Annotated in this window: 19 protein-coding genes; 1 reads left to right on the top strand and 18 read right to left on the bottom strand. The window is 60.1% G+C overall.

What is annotated here, in order from left to right; translation table 11 throughout:
* Nucleotides 1–72: 72 nt before the first annotated feature.
* The 14 genes from GV827_RS12750 to ruvC all read right to left on the bottom strand — a co-directional run bounded on the left by GV827_RS12750 (nt 73) and on the right by ruvC (nt 12,739).
* Nucleotides 73–654: an MOSC domain-containing protein gene (locus GV827_RS12750; RefSeq protein WP_164354189.1), complete on the bottom strand. Its 582-nt coding sequence runs from the start codon at nt 652–654 to the stop codon at nt 73–75.
* Between the two features lie 111 nt (nt 655–765).
* Entirely contained in the window at nt 766–2,688 is a 1,923-nt protein-coding gene (gene ftsH, locus GV827_RS12745) for an ATP-dependent zinc metalloprotease FtsH (RefSeq protein ID WP_164354188.1), read from the bottom strand.
* A gap of 103 nt (nt 2,689–2,791) precedes the next feature.
* Nucleotides 2,792–4,048 carry a tRNA lysidine(34) synthetase TilS gene (tilS, locus tag GV827_RS12740; RefSeq protein ID WP_164354187.1) on the bottom strand — a complete coding sequence of 419 codons (1,257 nt, stop codon included), beginning with the start codon at nt 4,046–4,048 and terminating at the stop codon, nt 2,792–2,794.
* A 4-nt stretch (nt 4,049–4,052) separates the two neighbouring features.
* Nucleotides 4,053–4,874 carry a tol-pal system protein YbgF gene (gene ybgF / locus GV827_RS12735; RefSeq protein WP_164354186.1) on the bottom strand — a complete coding sequence of 274 codons (822 nt, stop codon included), beginning with the start codon at nt 4,872–4,874 and terminating at the stop codon, nt 4,053–4,055.
* 20 nt (nt 4,875–4,894) lie between these two features.
* Nucleotides 4,895–5,419, bottom strand: coding sequence for a peptidoglycan-associated lipoprotein Pal (gene pal, locus GV827_RS12730; protein ID WP_164354185.1), 525 nt, complete (start codon nt 5,417–5,419; stop codon nt 4,895–4,897).
* Between the two features lie 100 nt (nt 5,420–5,519).
* Nucleotides 5,520–6,830 carry a Tol-Pal system beta propeller repeat protein TolB gene (gene tolB / locus GV827_RS12725; RefSeq protein ID WP_386334038.1) on the bottom strand — a complete coding sequence of 437 codons (1,311 nt, stop codon included), beginning with the start codon at nt 6,828–6,830 and terminating at the stop codon, nt 5,520–5,522.
* 160 nt (nt 6,831–6,990) lie between these two features.
* On the bottom strand, nt 6,991–8,109 hold the full coding sequence (locus GV827_RS12720; RefSeq protein WP_164354183.1) for an energy transducer TonB: 1,119 nt from the start codon (nt 8,107–8,109) through the stop codon (nt 6,991–6,993).
* A gap of 3 nt (nt 8,110–8,112) precedes the next feature.
* Nucleotides 8,113–8,592 (bottom strand): protein TolR, encoded by a 480-nt coding sequence (gene tolR, locus GV827_RS12715; RefSeq protein ID WP_164354182.1) that lies wholly within the window; start codon nt 8,590–8,592, stop codon nt 8,113–8,115.
* 3 nt (nt 8,593–8,595) lie between these two features.
* Nucleotides 8,596–9,291 carry a protein TolQ gene (tolQ, locus tag GV827_RS12710; protein WP_164354181.1) on the bottom strand — a complete coding sequence of 232 codons (696 nt, stop codon included), beginning with the start codon at nt 9,289–9,291 and terminating at the stop codon, nt 8,596–8,598.
* 114 nt (nt 9,292–9,405) lie between these two features.
* Nucleotides 9,406–9,804, bottom strand: a complete 399-nt coding sequence (locus GV827_RS12705; RefSeq protein WP_164354180.1) for a YbgC/FadM family acyl-CoA thioesterase — start codon at nt 9,802–9,804, stop codon at nt 9,406–9,408.
* Nucleotides 9,801–10,424 carry a hypothetical protein gene (locus tag GV827_RS12700; protein ID WP_164354179.1) on the bottom strand — a complete coding sequence of 208 codons (624 nt, stop codon included), beginning with the start codon at nt 10,422–10,424 and terminating at the stop codon, nt 9,801–9,803. The genes GV827_RS12705 and GV827_RS12700 overlap by 4 nt, the downstream gene beginning before the upstream one ends.
* A gap of 80 nt (nt 10,425–10,504) precedes the next feature.
* Complete coding sequence (gene ruvB, locus GV827_RS12695) at nt 10,505–11,524, bottom strand: Holliday junction branch migration DNA helicase RuvB (protein WP_164354178.1); 1,020 nt, start codon at nt 11,522–11,524, stop codon at nt 10,505–10,507.
* Nucleotides 11,525–11,573: 49 nt separating this feature from the next.
* Entirely contained in the window at nt 11,574–12,239 is a 666-nt protein-coding gene (ruvA, locus tag GV827_RS12690) for a Holliday junction branch migration protein RuvA (RefSeq protein WP_164354177.1), read from the bottom strand.
* Nucleotides 12,236–12,739 (bottom strand): crossover junction endodeoxyribonuclease RuvC, encoded by a 504-nt coding sequence (gene ruvC / locus GV827_RS12685; RefSeq protein ID WP_164354176.1) that lies wholly within the window; start codon nt 12,737–12,739, stop codon nt 12,236–12,238. Before ruvC ends, ruvA begins: the two co-directional genes overlap by 4 nt.
* A gap of 336 nt (nt 12,740–13,075) precedes the next feature.
* Here ruvC and GV827_RS12680 point away from each other — a divergent pair, with 336 nt between their 5' ends.
* Complete coding sequence (locus GV827_RS12680) at nt 13,076–13,294, top strand: DUF1127 domain-containing protein (protein WP_164354175.1); 219 nt, start codon at nt 13,076–13,078, stop codon at nt 13,292–13,294.
* Between the two features lie 143 nt (nt 13,295–13,437).
* Here GV827_RS12680 and GV827_RS12675 read toward each other — a convergent pair whose 3' ends face one another.
* The 4 genes from GV827_RS12675 to GV827_RS12660 all read right to left on the bottom strand — a co-directional run bounded on the left by GV827_RS12675 (nt 13,438) and on the right by GV827_RS12660 (nt 17,405).
* Nucleotides 13,438–13,791, bottom strand: coding sequence for a hypothetical protein (locus GV827_RS12675; protein WP_164354174.1), 354 nt, complete (start codon nt 13,789–13,791; stop codon nt 13,438–13,440).
* A 113-nt stretch (nt 13,792–13,904) separates the two neighbouring features.
* Complete coding sequence (locus tag GV827_RS12670) at nt 13,905–14,777, bottom strand: 50S ribosomal protein L11 methyltransferase (RefSeq protein WP_164354173.1); 873 nt, start codon at nt 14,775–14,777, stop codon at nt 13,905–13,907.
* On the bottom strand, nt 14,777–16,168 hold the full coding sequence (locus GV827_RS12665) for an MATE family efflux transporter (RefSeq protein ID WP_328823144.1): 1,392 nt from the start codon (nt 16,166–16,168) through the stop codon (nt 14,777–14,779). The genes GV827_RS12670 and GV827_RS12665 overlap by 1 nt, the downstream gene beginning before the upstream one ends.
* 4 nt (nt 16,169–16,172) lie before the next feature.
* A complete protein-coding gene (locus GV827_RS12660; RefSeq protein ID WP_164354172.1) occupies nt 16,173–17,405 on the bottom strand; it encodes an MFS transporter in 1,233 nt (410 codons plus the stop codon).
* Between the last annotated feature and the right edge of the window lie 142 nt (nt 17,406–17,547).

Genomic DNA, 17,547 nt, shown 5'->3' with positions numbered 1-17,547 from the left:
CATTTCCGACATTTCCACCGCCGCATGCGGCGAGCGGTCGCAGATGGGTTTCGTTTCGGAAACGCCAAGGGCTTAAAGATGGGCCCATGAGCGTTGATTGGGGATGTGCAGGCGCAACGTGTCGCCTATCGACAACTGGCCTTCCCGTTCAACCCAGCTGCACACGCCGCGCCGCCCTTTGGCAGCGGCCTTGAACGCTTTGCCATGGCCGGGCTCATCTTTTTCGATTTCACGGGCAGGGAAATTGCAGGGACCGTTTTCCACATCCACAACCAGCGTCGTCCCGTTCCCGGCTTGCAGCCGCGAGCCGGGCGGCACGAAGGTAAAGTCAGGAATACCCTTGAGCACCAGCGATGCGCCCAGCAGCAGTGGATCAACCGCAGGCAGGTCCATGGCGTTGGCGATCTGGTCCAGCTCTTCGGCGGACAGGATGGTCAATTGTCGAACATTACGGATTTCCGTCCCAACGGGGTGCTGGTCCTTCACGCGGACACAGGACTTGCGGGTCAGTCCTGCATGAAAATCCCCTTCAAAACCTGCATAGGTCGCGAAAGCTGTCTCTACCGCCTCTGACCGGATGTTGGCGCGGTTTTCGGGCACTTTGCCCATCCAGACAATCTCAGCAGTGTGATTGGTCGGTTTCAGCTCGGCCATGTCAGTCTCCCATTCTTGTGGGGACACCATGGTAATCGGACCCGCAAAAGAAAAGGCCCCGCCGTAGCGGTGCCTTATGACCTTTTGTGACGGTCAGGAAACCATGCTTGATCAGACGGAGGGTTCGGGCTCCATCCCGCCTTCGGGGGATGAGGGCTTCTTGCCTTTGCCCTTGGCCTTTGGAATGGCCGTCAGGCTTGGCTTGTCGTCCTTGTCATTATCGTCATCGCCCTTTTCAGGGATCGGCGGCAAGCCGTCCATGACGCGCTTGATCTCGGCACCGGTGAGCGTCTCATACTCCAAAAGACCCTGAGCCAGACGCTCGAACTGATCTTCCTTTTCCTTGATGATCTTCAAGGCCCAGTCATAGCCGTCCTGAATGAACTTCTGGACCTCTTTTTCCACAAGCTCCTTGGTGCTGGCGGACACAGAGAAACCCGGTGTGCTGCCGGAATAGCCCTGAACAGCTTCGGAATAGTCGATGTTGCCGACCTTATCCGACATGCCCCATTGCAAGACCATCGCGCGCGCCAGCGCCGAGGCTTGCTGAATGTCGCCCGCAGGTCCGTTCGACACGGCCTCTTCACCGTACTTGTGGATTTCAGCCGCCTTGCCCGCCATGGTCATGGCCAGACGCTGGTGGCATTCGTCCTTGAACATGTTGAGGCGGTCCATCTCAGGCAGGCTCATCACCATGCCCAAGGCACCGCCGCGCGGGATAATCGTGGCCTTATAGACCGGATCACACTTGGGAAGTTCCATACCCACCAGCGCGTGACCAGCCTCGTGATACGCTGTCATTTCCTTCTGCGCGGCAGTCATGACCATCGAGCGGCGCTCAGAGCCCATCATGATCTTGTCCTTGGCGTTCTCAAAGTCGATCATCATCACGAAACGGCGGCCTAGACGCGCGGCACCCAAAGCGGCCTCGTTTACGAGGTTCGCAAGGTCCGCACCCGAGAAGCCGGGCGTACCGCGTGCGATGATGCGCAGATCGACGTCAGGGCCGAGGGGTGTCTTGCGGGCGTGCACACCGAGAATCTTCTCGCGGCCCTTGATGTCGGGGTTGCCCACCGTGATCTGACGGTCAAAGCGGCCCGGACGCAGCAAAGCGGGGTCCAGCACGTCTTTTCGGTTGGTGGCCGCGATGATGATCACACCTTCGTTGGCCTCAAAACCGTCCATTTCGACCAGAAGCTGGTTCAACGTCTGCTCGCGTTCATCGTTACCACCGCCATAGCCTGCGCCACGGTGGCGACCCACAGCATCAATCTCGTCGATAAACACGATACAGGGCGCATTCTTTTTCGCCTGCTCGAACATATCACGTACGCGGCTCGCACCGACACCCACGAACATCTCAACGAAGTCAGAGCCCGAGATGGTGAAGAACGGCACGCCCGCCTCGCCCGCGATGGCGCGTGCAAGCAGTGTCTTACCAGTACCCGGAGGGCCCTCAAGCAGGGCGCCTTTGGGGATCTTGCCGCCAAGGCGCGAGAATTTTTGCGGATTGCGCAGAAATTCTACGATCTCTTCCAATTCTTCCTTGGCCTCGTCAATGCCTGCCACGTCGTCAAAGGTCACGCGGCCATGCTTTTCGGTCAGCATCTTGGCCTTGGACTTGCCAAAGCCCATGGCACCGCCTTTGCCGCCGCCTTGCATCCGGTTCATGAAATAAATCCAGACACCGATCAGCAAAACAATCGGCAGCAGCGACATCAGGAATGTTTGGAAACCCGACTGTTGCTGCGGACGCGCCTGCACCGGCACGTTGTTGTCCAGCAAAAGCGTGGTAATCTCGGCGTCTTCCGGCTTGATCGCGACGAAATCTCCGCCGTCACTCTTGCGGAAGCGCACCTGCTCACCGTCAAGCGTCACATTTCGGACCTGACCGTTTTCAACGGCATTCACGAATTCGGTGTAAGTGATCTCATTGCTTTGCAGGTTGTTGCCAGAACCGCTGAACAGGTTGAACAGCGCCAACACAAGCAGCATCAAAACGACCCAAAAGGCGAGGTTACGAACGTTGCCCAAGGAAATTCTCCTAATTGTTGCAGGTCCGTTTTACGCAACGAACCCTTGTGGCACACCAGTGTGGTGCCTCTTGATCTATAAGATAGAGATCATGCGCTCAGGTTCAATGCGATAATAGTGCGGCAAAATAGGTATCCGCCCCACCATCCAGTTCCGCCTGCCAATTATGTTCACAGCCCGCCAGCGGTGCCGCAACGAGAACATCATGATCCCAGACCGATGGCGTGGACTGCAAAACCACGTGCGGCCTGCCGGTCGCACGCCAATCTGGGCATTGATCAAGCCCGTCCATCCCCAAGGCCCGTACCGTCAGATGCGGTAGATGTTTCGCCCCGCCCAAAGGCAGCATCCGCCAGCGTCCGTCCCACAGCGCATCCGTCGGCAGGGACAAATTACGCAACGCCTGATGTTCCCGGAAAATCCAGATCTGTGCAGCAATGCGACGAATGTGACAGCCATCAACGGTCCCGGCCTGCCCTTTGCGCAGGGACGCGATGACATTGGCGACCGCAGCACGGCGCGGCGCATAATCTGACCCGCTGACCCACATGATCGCCCGCACGATCAATCGGCGCTGAATCTCGTCAGGTTGCAGGCGCAGACCGGTTTCGTCCAATACGATGGCCCCGGCATCCACGTGCACGAAATGTTTGGCTGCCAGAAAGGTCTGCCAATCCAGCGCACGGCGCGCCTCTGACAGGTGACCGGCAACTTCTGCCAGTACGTCGGATGTGATGCCCAGATCGGACAGGATACCCAGCGCCTTTCGGGCCTTGATCCGGTCAAAACGTTCATCGTCGTTACTGGGATCATTGATCCACGGAATGTGGTGTTCGTGAAGATAGGCCTGCAAGGTCTCTCGCCGGGTGCGCAACAAGGGACGCACCCAGGTAATCCCTTCGCGCACGGTCCGGTCTTGAATACCAGACAATCCGTCGACACCAGACCGCCGCGACAACCGCATCAAGACGGTCTCCGCCTGATCGTCCGCAGTATGACCCACCGCGACAGTGCTGATACCATGTTGCTGCGCCCAAGCCGAAATCTTGGAATACCGCGCATCGCGCGCCGCCTTTTGCAGGTTGCCTCTGCCGCTCCAGTCTTCCCAGACCAATGTATCATGTGGCACACCGATCTCGGCGCAATGGCGGGCCACCTTATCGGCTTCGGTTGATGCTTCTTCGCGCAGTCCGTGATTAACAGTGACCGCATGCAATTCAATTTTGTGTAATTCGCAAAACTCGCGCAAAAGATGCAACAGCGCCATTGAATCGCTGCCGCCCGAAACTGCGACCCCCATCTTGCGTGGCGGATGCGGCAAGAACGCCTCGGACACATATTCTGGGAGACGCGCGGTCATTTTGCTACGAGCACCCGATGTTGCGGCGTTGGTCTTCGGCCTGCACGACCGCAGGACTGTCGGGAAACCGCAGGCCAACCTCGCTCAATGTGACGCAGGCTTCCTGGGTTTGACCCAAGGCACCCAGCGACCGGCCCAACTCATACAGCGCCTGCGCTGCCATTGGCCCTTCGGGTGCGGCGCTGAAACTGGCCAGATAAGCACGCGCCGCCTCGCGGGTGTCGCCCATCTTATCCAAGGCCTCGCCCCGGCGCAATTCGGCTTCGGCGGCTAGCGGGCCACCCGGATAGGTCTGATTGAAGGTCGCAAAGTGGTCTGCGGCGGTGCGAAAGTCACCAGAAGCGAGCGCCTCCTGCGCCCGCTTGAAATCGGCCTCTTCACCCACGGCGAGGGATGCCTGATCGGTTGGCGTGGCCGGGCCGGTGAGCGGCGCGGCCACAGCGGTCTGATCCGCACCACCCAAGGTCGTCGTCTCCCCAAGGGTCGAGACATCGCCGCCTTCAAGTTCGACCAGACGGAACTCAAGATCTCCAATCCGGGCCGTGCCATCCGAAACAATCCGGTTGATGCGGTTCTCAAGCTCCTCGCTCTTGGAGGTCAAGCGCTGAAGCTCGCTCTCCATTGCGCCCACACGCTCCAGCACCGAAGTTCCGGCAACATTCACCCCCGCTCCGCCCGTCGTCGACAGTTCGCGGCGCAGCTTCTGCACCTCGGTGTAAAGAATTGTCAGTTCCTGCCGAATGTCGGCAAGCGTCTGGTCGTTCTGGGCAAAAAGCGTGACGGGGCTGACTATCAGCCCCACAGCTACCGCCAAAATAAACCGCATCTTCATCAACTCATCAGTCCTCAGCTTGTCAGTCCGCCAGCCAAGACAGTGACTGCGCGGCGATTCTTGGCATAGCAGGCCTCGTTCGAGCAGATCTCAATCGGCCTTTCCTTGCCGTAGCTTACCACCCGCAACCGGCTGGCCGGGACACCTTTCGAAATCAGGTGCTCCTGCGCCGCGTTCGCCCGGCGCGCACCAAGCGCAAGGTTATATTCCCGTGTGCCCTGCTCATCCGCGTGACCTTCGATCACTGCCTGATAGTCGCTGTTGGTCAGCAACCATTGTGCCTGCGCATTAAGCGTTGCCCGACCTTCGGTCGTCAGGTTCGACTGGTCCACGGCAAACAGTACCCGGTCGCCAACGGACTGTTGAAAGAAGGCCGTCGATGTCGGATCATTTGCACTGCCCGGAACAATTGCGCCGTTGGCACCCGCGCCTGCCGTTGCGCCCGCACCGAGACCATCGGCACCAAAGCGGTCCGGGTTGGTACAGGCGGTCGTGGCCAGAGCAGCGATTAGCAAGCCAGCCGTCAAAATTCTTTTCATGTCCTATCTGCCTCTTTTCTTATGTCACTTCTGTGATTGCCCAGTGATTTACCATAATCACCGGAGCAAGGGAATTGTGCGCCAATCATCCATCGATCGTTTACTTTTGCAACGGTGACCAGGATGGGTCGGACCCGCCCGATGGCGTGCTGACCGGGCGCAGGTTGCGCCCGGAAATATCTACTGAATAAAGCGTCGAGGACCCTCCGGCACCCTGCGTTTCCCGCGAGAACATGATCACGCGGCCATTAGGCGCCCATGTCGGCCCCTCGTCCAGAAACGATGCCGTGAGCAGCCGTTCCTGGGACCCGTCCAGCCGCATCACCCCGATATGGAACCGTCCCTTGTTCTGTTTGGTGAAAGCGACGAGATCGCCCCGAGGGGACCAGACCGGCGTGCCATATCGCCCTTCTCCAAAGGAAATTCTCTGCGCTTCACCGCCTGTTGCGGGCATGACGTACAGCTGCTGCGTGCCGGAACGGTCGCTTTCAAACACGATACGCGTACCATCCGGGGAATAACTTGGGGCGGTTTCGATCGCCGGCGTGTTGGTCAGGCGCACGGATTGGCCCGAGTTGATGTCCATCGAATGGATGTCAGTGTTTCCGCCCTGTGTCAGCGAATACACCACCGTCTGCCCCGACGGAGAGAAACGTGGCGCAAAGCTCATCGTGCCTTCGGCGCTTTCCAAAACCCGGCGCTGGACAGACCCAATATCCAAAACGTAGATGCGCGGAAATCCGCTCTCGTAACTGGTATAAAGCACCCGATCACCGGACGGTGAGAACCGTGGCGCCAGCACGATCGCATTCGAGTCGGTCAGATACTGAACATTCGCCCCGTCATAATCCATGATGGCGAGCCGCTTTTTACGGTCGTCCTTTGGGCCCGTCTCGGACACATAGACCACGCGGCTGTCGAAATAGGGGCCTTCGCCGGTGATCCGGGCATAGACCGCATCAGCCACCTTGTGCGCCATCCGCCGCCAGCCCTCGGTCGTGCCAGAAAATTGCAACCCATTGCCCAGCTCAGCGCCAGAAAAGACGTCATGCAAACGGAATTTCACATTGACGTTGTTGCCCTGAACGTTGACCGCGCCCGTGACCAGCGCCTGTGCATTGATTGCTTTCCAGTCGGCGTATTGAACCGGCGCGTTGAAATCATTGACCGTCGAGATAAACGCCGATGACGGGATTTCCCGGAAAAGGCCGGTGCCGGTCAAATCAGCCGCCACCACCCGGGCCAGCTCATTTGCCAACTGGCTGGCCTCGGCGCTTTCTGCCTGAAAGGTCGGCACGGCGACCGGCAGTGGCTCGATAATTGCTTCGTCAATAATGATCCGCAGCGGCTCTTGCGCGGCAAGCGGTCCGGTCAGGAACAGGGTCAGCCCTGCGCAAATGCTCAAAAACATCTGTTTCATTTCAATTGAATCCTTTCAGGCGCCTCTGTGACGCAATGCTTGCGCCTTTGGGTCGGGAATTGGGAGGGGAAATATCGCGCGGCCTGCGTCATTGGAACCGGACACGCCGCGCCCCATTCGCAAGTTTCCGCCCAAAATCGGTGCCACATCATCAAAATCCCATCTTTCTGGGATCAAAGGTCATTTCAATGTTTTGCCACTGGCTGAATTTTTCCTGCGGCAGGTCATAGCCACGGGCACCGCAGCGGATAATGGCGCGCCGTGCTGAATCAAACACGCGTTGTGCCGCCGCGTTCGATCCACCGGATGAGCTTAGCATGCGGATCGTCTCCGCCACAGGCGTGCCATTCTGGTTCATCTTGACCGCAATTACCACCGTCGTGCCCAAAGCCTCGGTCGAAAGCGACCCGATATTCCAGCATTGAGCAACCGCAACGCGTAACGCGTCGCGCTCCCCTGCGGACAGCGGCGGCCCGCTGGGTGCCGCGACGGCCTCTTGCGCGGCCTGAAGCGCGGCCAGCACATCGTCGTTGTTGACGGGGGTCGAAGGGTTTTCGCTCTGCCTAGCGGGGCGTTCCGCCTCGACAACCGGCTCTACAGCTTCCGCCACTTGACGCGGTGGTGCTGCCGGTCTGCGCCCCGGTGGCCGGGCCGAGGCTGCGGGCGCACTTGCCGCTTCGGTCACGATCTCGGTCGTCGCCTCTTCGGGGGCGGTGGCCTCCTGTGTCTCCTGTTCAGCCGTCTCGCCTGCGGTATCCGGCACCACGGCCTCCTGTTCAACAGGATCGGGGACCGCTTCGGGATCGGGCTGCGCGACTGGTTCAGGGGCCACGCGCTCTACCGGGCGCGGTGCCGCTACGGGTGCCACATCGGGCACCAGCACTGCCACGTCACCTACGGGTTCGCGCAGGTCCAGTGGCGTGTCCTCAACCTGCGTTTCCGGCGGCAGTTCCAGTTCAGTCACCTCGGGCGGTGCATCTTCGGGTGGCGTTTCCGTCTGCAACGGCGCTGGCTGTTCGATAACATCATCTGGGGTTGAACCCAGCTCGGGTGTCTCGATCTGGACCTCTGGTGCGTTGGGCTGTGCGACTTCGATCGCACTTTGCGGGGACTGCCTTGCCGCGATCATCGCATCGAAATCCGCGCCAGAGATCACGGAGACCTCTGTTATCTCGAAAGGCTCCGGGTCAGGCGTCAGCAGGCCGCCCAGCAGCAGCCAGCCGATCAGCATCAGATGCCCAGCGCCAGAGATGACATGCCCGGTATGCACCGATCAATTCCCGCTCGCGTCGCCGCTATCAAGGGCGGGTCCACCGATGTCCGTCACCAGCCCGATATTTGAGAAACCACCCGCATTGAGCGCACCCATGACTTCCATCACGGAACTGTATGGCACGGCCCCGTCCGCCCGCAGGAAAACGCGGTCACTGGCACGTTCCGCCGCAATGGCGCGCAAGCGGGTGACCAGTTGCGTCCGTTCCACAGACGTTGTCTGGATCTGGACCTCTCCATCAGCGGTCACTGTCACTGTCAGCGGCTCTTCCTGCTCTGTCGGCAGGGCACCGGCGGCAGATTTCGGCAACTCCACCGACACCCCCACGGTCAAGAGCGGGGCTGCAACCATAAAGATAATCAAAAGCACCAGCATCACGTCCACAAATGGCGTGACGTTGATCTCAGACATGGGTTGCGCGCGCGATCGTTTGCGTCCGCGCCCGCCCCCGCCTTGTTTCTTAATTGCACCCGCACCCATGGGTCAGCTGTCCAACTGGCGGCTGAGGATGGTCGCGAATTCATCGGCAAAGGCCTCATGCGTACCGATCAGCCGCTCGCTGTCGGCATTGAGCTTGTTATAGAAAATCACCGCCGGGATCGCTGCAAGCAGGCCAAGGCCCGTGGCCAGCAGCGCTTCCGCGATGCCCGGCGCGACAACGGCAAGATTGGTATTCTGTTGCTCGGCAATCTCGATAAAGGCGTTCATGATGCCGATCACGGTACCGAAAAGCCCGATAAAGGGGGCCGATGAACCGACCGTCGCCAGCACCGTCAGCCCCTTTTGCAGCCTTTCGGCCTCCTTCGCGATTGCCACATCCATGCTCCGGTCAATCCGTGCTGTGGCACCGGGGATCAGCCCCCCGTCCTCGCGATGCGAGCGCCGCCATTCGCTCATCCCGGCGGCAAAGACCTTTTCTGAAGGCCCGTCAGGGTCGGCCCCGATTTCATCAAACAATCCGTCCAGCGGCTCTCCCGACCAGAACGACCGGTCAAATCGCTCCGCTTCCGATTTCGCAGCGCGGTAGGACAACAATTTCTGAATGATGATCGACCAGGACCAGAAGGATGCAACAATCAGGATGATCATCACCAGTTTGACCGACAGCGTCGCACGCATGAACAGTCCCCAAACGGAGAAATCAATCTCCCCCGCCAATGCCAGCGTCTCTGCTTCCATATTCCCGCTCTATGTTTTGCCGTGTTCCACGGCTGTCTGCCTCAAGGCCCTTATTTGTGGGCTCAATTCGGCGGAATCTAGCGAAGTACAAGCGCGAAAGCCAGCAGATTGCACTCAGGCGGGCGGATCAACCAGCTGTGAGCGAAGTTTTGCTGGCAATCGCGTCGGTTTTCCCGCTGTGGTCATACACACGGCGGTCACTTTCGCGCGAAAGATGATCTCATCCCCCCGCGCGACCTCCTGATCGAACATCCAGCGCACAGCGCCCTTGGCATGATGCGTCGTGCGCACCTCAAGACGGTCACCAAACCGCGCCTTCCCCAGATAATCCGCCTCAACGCGCGTGATGACAAATACGATATCCTCATCGCGCATCGCGCGCTGATCGACGCCCAATCGTTCCACGATATCTGACCGCGCGCGTTCGATGTATTTCAGATAATTGGCATAATAGACGATGCCCGCCATATCCGTGTCTTCGTAGAAAATGCGCACCGGGAAAGTATGGCTCATTGTGTCACCTCGATACGGGCCAACAGGCGCAGGGCATGGCTGGCATCCTGTGCCGCATGCGGCAGCACCGGATCATAGGCGGCACGGATCAGCGCGGCGATATCAGGCCGCAGGATTGTGGTGTCATTGGCCACCATCAGGGGTGAACGGTCCTGAAACGCCAGATCGGACCACAGCAATATCGACTGTGTGATCTGGCTAAGCGCCAGCGTTTGCGCAGGTACGTCGCTCAGGTGCTTGTCCATCCGCAGGAAGACGAAACAGGCCTTGATCGCGCCGCGCTCATCAAAGCGGAAAAACCGGTACTGGTTGGCATCCGCCGCCTGCAACCGGTCCACAAGCGGGACCAGATCCGGCACCAGCCGGTCCATCCCCGGCACCTCAAGCAACTCTGCCCAATCCAGAAAGAAGAACATCATCAGGTTTGACCCCAATTCCGCGTCCATCTCCCCCATCTCATGCCCGGCCAGTTCGCAAACCGCCTGAATCGCCCCCCTGACCACGCCAAGGGTCGCGTCATCCACGCCAAAGACCACCGGGCAAATCGGCCGCCCCCACCGGGCGAAGGCAAAGCTGTCATCTGACCGCGTGAACAGCGTCTCGATCTCTTCAGGCGTCACGGCATGTGCCTCCCGGATGCGGTTCTCCCAAGGCGCAGTTCTCCCGCTTCATCTTTCCAATACAATTCACATCCGCCCTCTCACCCAAACAGATCGCTTTGCCCCTTGGGCGCTGCCATCCCCAGATGCGTCCAGGCCTTCCGCGCCAGCATCCGCCCCCGCGGGGTCCTCTGGATCAGGCCCTGTTGTAACAAGAACGGCTCGATCACCTCTTCCAGCGCATCCCGGCTCTCGCTCAGCGCCGCCGACATGGTTTCGATCCCGACCGGACCACCCTGATAATTCTCCGCGATCAGCCGCAGGTACCGCCGGTCCGCGCCATCCAGCCCCAGATGATCCACACCAAGCCGGGTCAGCGCCATATCCGCCAGTTCTCGCGTGACGCGGCCATCCCCCTCCACAACCGCGAAATCCACAACGCGCCGCAAAAGCCGACCGGCAATCCGGGGCGTCCCCCGCGCCCGTTTCGCAATCTCACGCGCGCCGCCTTCCTCGGCGGGTGCGCCTAGCTTGCGCGCATTGCGGTCCACGATGATGAACAATTCATCCTCGGTGTAGAACTGCAACCGCGTCGGAATGCCAAAGCGATCCCGCAAGGGTGTCGTCAAAAGCCCCATACGCGTGGTGGCCCCCACCAGCGTGAAAGGCTGCAATTCAATCCGCACCGTCCGCGCCGCAGGTCCTTCCCCGATCACCAGATCCAGCTCGAAATCCTCAAGCGCGGGATAGAGCACCTCTTCCACCGCCGGATTGAGCCGGTGGATCTCGTCAATGAACAGCACGTCGCGCGCTTCCAGATTGGTCAGGATCGCCGCCAGATCACCGGCTTTGGCCAGTACCGGGCCAGAAGTCATGCGGAACCCCACACCCAATTCCCGCGCCATGATCTGCGCCAGCGTTGTCTTGCCCAGGCCAGGAGGGCCATGGAACAACGTGTGGTCCATGGCCTCGCCGCGCTGCTTGGCCGACTGGATAAAGACGCGCAGGTTCGATCGCGCTTCGGCCTGCCCCACGAATTCATCCAGCATCTGTGGCCGCAGCGCGCGGTCCACATCCTCTGGCAGCGGCTCGGGCCGCACGGTGGGGTCGATGTCTGTCACTGTCTATTCCAAGCGAAGAAAGCCCGCCACGGGCCTTGATGAGCGCACCCTAGCCTTTTGGCGCAAGAAGTTTCAACGCGGCCCTGATCAGATCGGGGGTCGAGGCCCCTTCCATCTCACCGGCCGCCTGCGCCACCGCCCCTGCGGCATCGCCGGGGCTGTAGCCCAGATTGCCCAGCGCAGACAGCGCTTCGGCCTGTGCGGATGCGGTCGCCGCCGGGACCGGTGCCCGTGGCTTTGCCACGGCAGGCTCCAGCACCTCCGCTTCAACCTCGCCCTGTGCCTCGGCCAGAGTGCCGGACATGGCCATCACCGACGGGGCCTTGTCTTTGAGATCCAGCACAACCCGCTGCGCAATTTTTGGCCCTACCCCCTTGGCTGCCTTCACTGCATTCCAGTCGCCCAGCGCAATCGCGCGGCTGACACCGTCTGGTCCCAGCGTACCAAGGATGGCCAGAGACGCCTTCGCCCCAACCCCCTGTACCGAGGTCAGCAAGCGGTGCCATTCCTTTTCAACTAATGTCTGAAAGCCGAAAAGCTGCATCAGGTCTTCGCGGACCACCAGATCGGTAAAAAGCGCCGTGACCTCGCCCACCCCCGGCAATGCCGCCAGCGTGCGTTCAGAGCAATAGACAAGATACCCCACGCCACGCACGTCGATCAGAACGTGATCCGTTGCGCGGTAATCGATGCGGCCTGTGATCTTGCCAATCATGCGCGGGCCTTTGCGACAGCAACGGACAGCGCACTCGCACCGCCGTGATGTGCATGACAGATCGCAATAGCCAGTGCATCCGCCGCATCCGGTCCCGCGATTTCAATCCCCGGCATCTGCATCTTTACCATATGGGCCACCTGTATCTTGTCTGCGTGGCCCACACCCACAACCGTCTTCTTGATCTTGTTGGGGGCGTATTCCCCCACAGGGATACCCGCCTGCGCCGGCACCAGCATCGCAATGCCACGGGCCTGACCCAGTTTCAGCGTTCCTGCCCCATCCTTGTTAACGAAAGTCTGCTCTACCGCGGCCGCAACGGGCCGGTAGGTGGCGATCACCTCGGACAACTGCGTATGAAGTGATAACAACCGCTGGGCCAGATCATCGCCAAGTGAATGGCAAACGCCATTGGCGACATGCGTCATCCGGTTGCCCGTGACGTCAATCACGCCCCATCCGAGGTTACGAAGCCCCGGATCAATGCCAATCACCCGCATATGACGCCTGCCTTAGCTAAAATTGTTGCTTTTTTGATGCACTAGCACGAAAGGCGAACATCCGCCAAGCCTTTCCGTCCGATGCCCAATCGCGACATGCGTGACGTCGCAATCAGACCACAGGGTTTGTTTTCGCCTCCACCAGGCAGGAAAACGACATGGCTTCTGCCACATTTTTTCCATATTTTACGGTATGTTAACCACAAATCTGACCTATGCAAAAAACGCAGATCACACATGCGTTGGCGTGGCTTGTGACAATGGAAAAGACGGCCTATCTGCCCCTCACACCACCGGGGAAACCGGTATAACATTCAGACTATAAGGACGGCCCAAATGGCAGCTTTTGACACATCCCGCACCGCATACGGCTCCGCTTCAGCCGTTTCTGGTTTCTTTACCCTGATCTCCCGCGCATTCGGGTCTGTCGTGGCTTGGAACGATGCGCGCGTAACACGCAACGCGCTTTCTTCGCTCTCTGATCGCGAACTGGAAGACATCGGTCTGGTACGCGGCGACATCGACGCAGTCGCGCAGACAGAGTTCTTCCGCTAAGATCTCAACCCGGCGAACCAGATCGCCAACAGACGTAAGAAAGCCGCGCCCTGACCCTCAGGAGCGCGGCTTTTTATTGTCTTTGAGACGCAAAGTGAAAAGATCGCGCCACCCTACGGATGGGATAGCGACGACCGGATATATCAGCGCAGAACGGGCCCTACGGTGCTGGCGACCGCTTCGGTCACCGGATCAATAGCGAGCGCTTTTGCACCCATCTGTTCGATTGCTGTACCGTTTTGCAGCTTTGACAGGCGCTCGTTGTAGGTCACAGGGCCGAAAGCGGCCAGCGCAAATGATTTGAACGTCAGAAAACCGATCAGCATCAACATGACAAGCTTAAGCACGCCCGTCCCCGGAAGCAGATTTCCGCGCTTGGGCGTGGCAACCAGCAGGCCGTCCTTGTCAACTTTCGTGGTATATCCGCGAGTCATTTTCGCGTGCTTGCGCCCAAGCATGTCCAGGCGCTCAACAAAGTGGTCGTGGGTCTCAACCATGGCAGCAGTCTCTCGTTTAACATCGGCCCCCACCGCTGTTGAATAAAGTTTTAGACATCAAATATGGCGAAAAATGGGCAGCCGCCCCTTTTTGACCGCAAAACACCCTGAATTTAGGTAACTTTTTGCAGTGTCAGCGTCGTCCAGTCAACAATGCTGTCCCGGTGCACCAGGTTGATGCCAGAACGTGCATAAACCTCGATCACCTCATCCGCCTGTTCGTTGAGGATCCCCGACAGAATCGCATAGCCACCCGGCTGCAACGCCTCCGCCATATCCGGCGCAAGCGCCACAAGCGGCCCCTTTAGAATATTGGCAAAGATCAGATCAAACGGCGCGGCGGCGGCCAGGTCCGGATGATCAAATCCTGCTGCCTCAACACAGACCACGCGTCCCTCAAGCCCATTTGCCGCCACATTTGCCCGCGCGACATCCACAGCCACCTCGTCAATGTCACTTGCCAGCACCCGGTCCGGCCAAATCCGCGCCGCTGCCATGGCCAGTACCGCCGTGCCGCAGCCGATGTCAGCCACGTTCTTGCCAACAAAGCCGTCGTTCGCCAGACGGTCCAGCGCTTTCAGGCACCCCAGCGTGGTGCCGTGATGTCCAGTACCAAAGGCCATTGCCGCCTCAATCAGCAGCGGCTCGCAGCCCTCCGGCACCTTGTCCGCATCGTGACTGCCATAGACAAAGAACCGCCCAGCCTCGACCGGGGCCAGCTCGCGGCGCACGTGGGCGACCCAATCCGTTTCGGGCAGTTCCGACACGACAAAGGGCTTCGCCCCCATCGCTGCCGCCAGCACCCGCAGTGCCGTGTCATCCGGTGGTCCCTCGAAATAGCCGCCCACTTCCCACAGCCCCGACCCGTCTTCCATTTCGAACACACCTACGCCAGTAGGTGTTGGTTCAAGCCGCTCCATCGCCTCGCCCAATGCATATGCCGCATCGCGCCCTTCAAGGGTGGTCAGTGCCGTAAACGTCGCCATTATCTTCTCCGGTATCTGTCAGGGTTCGGGTAGGCCCGTGGACGGGCGGGGTCAACCTCTGCCTCATCCGGGCCGCGCAACCCTTTGACATAGAACCAGCCCCATGTCGCCGCGATCAGCCCCATGACAGCGCCCGCAACCGCCTGACCGTAAATCACACCCGGCGCACCAAAGAGGGCCGCCAATCCCGCCGCCGCCGGAAAGCTCAACACCCCGTCCTTCAGCCAGTTCACCAGCGTTGACCGCGTGGCCTTGCCCAGATTGTTGAACGCCGCGTTCGACACGAAGAGCGCCCCGATAAACACAAAGCCGCCGACCCCTACCAGCGTAAAGGCGTGCAACACTTCGACCCCGACGCCGGTCAGCCCAAAGGCCGCGATCACATAGGGCGTCGCCATCAGCATCAGGCACCAGGCGACCAGCGTGTAGACCCCACAAAACAGCAGCGCATCGCGGTAGGTCTGGCGCACCCGGTCCATCTGGCCCGCGCCGAAATTCTGCCCAAAGATACCGCCAATGGCACCTGACAGCGCGAAAACCCCGCCAAAGACAACCACGGTCAGCCGCCCCACCACGGCCCAGGCCGCCATCGCCTCATCGCCGTAGCGCGACATCACGATGGTCAGCACATAGTTCCCCGCAGGTGTCGACATCTGCGTGGCAATCGCAGGCCCCGCCACGCCCATGAACGGGCCTGCGATATTGCGCAGCGTGCGCAGCCGGGGCCGGTCCACCAGTTTCATCTGGATCACGGCAAAATAGGTCGCCAGCCCCAAGAGCGCAAAGCGGAACAGAACCAGCCCGATGGCCGCGCCATCCAGTCCCCAGCCCATCCAGAAGATCAGAACCGGATCGACGATCATCAGCACCATGCCAGAGAACAGCGTGATATACATCGCCTTGGCGCCGTACCCATCCGCCCGCAGCGTCCCCGACATCACCAGTGCCGCAGACATCGGGACAAGAGAGGGAATTGTAATCGCCAGATACCGCGCCGCCAGCCGGGCGGTCTCGCCCTCCGCGCCGGTAAAGTCGATCAGTTGATGCCGGAACCCTACGATCAGGGCCACGACACCGGCCAAAATGCTTGCGGCGATCACCACGCCAGCACCTGCCTGCCTGCGCGCCTGATCCCGGTTACCCGCCCCGATGCTGCGAGAGATAACGGCCGTCGCCCCGATCATCAGCCCCACGGCGATGGAGACAGAGAAAAACTGTACAGCGTAGGCATAACCGATGGCCGCAACCAGTTGCGGCTGACCCAACTGGCTGACCCAGAACAGGTTCGCCGCGTCTACCAGAAAGACAAAGGTGATCCCCATGGCCCCTGTCGCGGTCATCCGCACCACATGTCCCATGGTGCCGCCGCTCAGGAACCGGCCCTGCTCCACGCGGCTACTCCGCCGCCTGCGGCAGTCTCATCGCGAATATCGTCTCGTTGCCCGGCGCAGGGTGGCGCGGGATCAGCATAGCGAGGCAAAACGACACCCCAGCCATCGCAGCCGCCAGAAAGAACACCGCCGCAGGCGAGACCAGCCACAAAAGCCCCAGCCCCACGGGCAGGAACACCGCAGCGATGTGATTGATGGTAAAGGCCACCGCCGCTGTGGGCGCGATATCTGCGGGGTCCGCGATCTTCTGGAAATAGGTCTTCATCGCCAGCGCAAGTCCGAAAAACAGATGATCAAGCACGTAAAGCACCGCAGCGACCACTACACCCCAGCCCAGGTAATAGACCCCGCCATAGCTCAGGAATACAAGGATCAGCCCGATATACTCAAACCCCAGCGTGCGCCGCTCACCGAAATAGCCCACCGCGCGCCCCATCAGCGGCGCGAAAAGAATATTGGCCACCAGGTTGATCAGGTACAGCGTGGTGATCTCATGCACCTCGTAGCCAAACCGCTCGACCATCATGAAGCCTGCAAAGACCACGAAGATCTGCCGCCGCGCGCCGCCCATGAACTGCAACGCGTAATAGAGCCAATACCGCCGCCGCAGCACCATCTTCTTGAGCTGAGGTGTGGGGGCTTCGAACTGCGGATAGGCCAGCATCGCAAAGACAGCGATGACGACCGTGACACCGCCTCCCGCCAGATAGACAGCGTTGTAGGACAGCCCCAGCGTCTCCCACAGCGCGATGATGGCAAGATAGGCCACCAGTGTCGCCGCCGATCCCGCCGCCAAAAGCCAGCCCAGCATGCGCGGCGCGTCCTCGATCTTCAGCCATTGCAACTGCAGCGACTGATTCACCGTCTCATAATAATGAAACCCGATAGAGCTCAGCATGGTGATGGTCAGGATACCGCCCATCGACGGAAACCACGCCGTCACAGCCGTCGCCGCGCCCAACAAGATCAGCGACACCAGCCCCAGCACCTGTTCGCGCACAAAGATGATGATCGCGATCACCCCTACGGCCAGAAATCCCGGTATCTCGCGCACCGTGTGCAAAAGACCGATGTCCGAGCCATCAAAGTCAGCGACTTCTATCACGAAGTTGTTCAGCAATGCCGACCAGGTATTGAAAGCAATGGGCATCGCCAGCGCCATCAGAAACAACAGCGCCACCGGCCTGCGCCAGAAGGGCAACGTCTTCGCATCGTCAAGGTGTATAAACCTGGCCATGTCCCGCTTTACGCCTTGCCGGAACAAATGACGATACGCAAAAACGCACAGCGCTCCCCTCGACTGCGCAGACCCCGTCCGGGAACCTTGGTTTCGGAGCCGCCGTTGCGTGGGGACAGGCGGTCAGGGCGCGGACGGCTTG

The sequence above is a fragment of the Sulfitobacter sediminilitoris genome (assembly GCF_010667575.1).
GTDB lineage: Bacteria > Pseudomonadota > Alphaproteobacteria > Rhodobacterales > Rhodobacteraceae > Sulfitobacter > Sulfitobacter sediminilitoris.
This window is presented reverse-complemented; position numbering and strand designations above follow the sequence as displayed.

Bases quoted from the DNA above. Each gene is read 5' to 3' on its own strand.
- GV827_RS12680 (WP_164354175.1), top strand. From the start codon at position 13,076: ATGGCAGCTTTTGACACATCCCGCACCGCATACGGCTCCGCTTCAGCC.
- tolQ (WP_164354181.1), bottom strand. From the start codon at position 9,291: ATGGAAGCAGAGACGCTGGCATTGGCGGGGGAGATTGATTTCTCCGTT.
- ybgF (WP_164354186.1), bottom strand. From the start codon at position 4,874: ATGCGGTTTATTTTGGCGGTAGCTGTGGGGCTGATAGTCAGCCCCGTC.
- tolB (WP_386334038.1), bottom strand. From the start codon at position 6,830: ATGTTTTTGAGCATTTGCGCAGGGCTGACCCTGTTCCTGACCGGACCG.
- pal (WP_164354185.1), bottom strand. From the start codon at position 5,419: ATGAAAAGAATTTTGACGGCTGGCTTGCTAATCGCTGCTCTGGCCACG.
- ruvA (WP_164354177.1), bottom strand. From the start codon at position 12,239: ATGATTGGCAAGATCACAGGCCGCATCGATTACCGCGCAACGGATCAC.
- GV827_RS12660 (WP_164354172.1), bottom strand. From the start codon at position 17,405: ATGGCCAGGTTTATACACCTTGACGATGCGAAGACGTTGCCCTTCTGG.
- GV827_RS12750 (WP_164354189.1), bottom strand. From the start codon at position 654: ATGGCCGAGCTGAAACCGACCAATCACACTGCTGAGATTGTCTGGATG.
- GV827_RS12705 (WP_164354180.1), bottom strand. From the start codon at position 9,804: ATGAGCCATACTTTCCCGGTGCGCATTTTCTACGAAGACACGGATATG.
- GV827_RS12675 (WP_164354174.1), bottom strand. From the start codon at position 13,791: ATGGTTGAGACCCACGACCACTTTGTTGAGCGCCTGGACATGCTTGGG.
- tilS (WP_164354187.1), bottom strand. From the start codon at position 4,048: ATGACCGCGCGTCTCCCAGAATATGTGTCCGAGGCGTTCTTGCCGCAT.
- GV827_RS12670 (WP_164354173.1), bottom strand. From the start codon at position 14,777: ATGGCGACGTTTACGGCACTGACCACCCTTGAAGGGCGCGATGCGGCA.
- ruvC (WP_164354176.1), bottom strand. From the start codon at position 12,739: ATGCGGGTGATTGGCATTGATCCGGGGCTTCGTAACCTCGGATGGGGC.
- tolR (WP_164354182.1), bottom strand. From the start codon at position 8,592: ATGGGTGCGGGTGCAATTAAGAAACAAGGCGGGGGCGGGCGCGGACGC.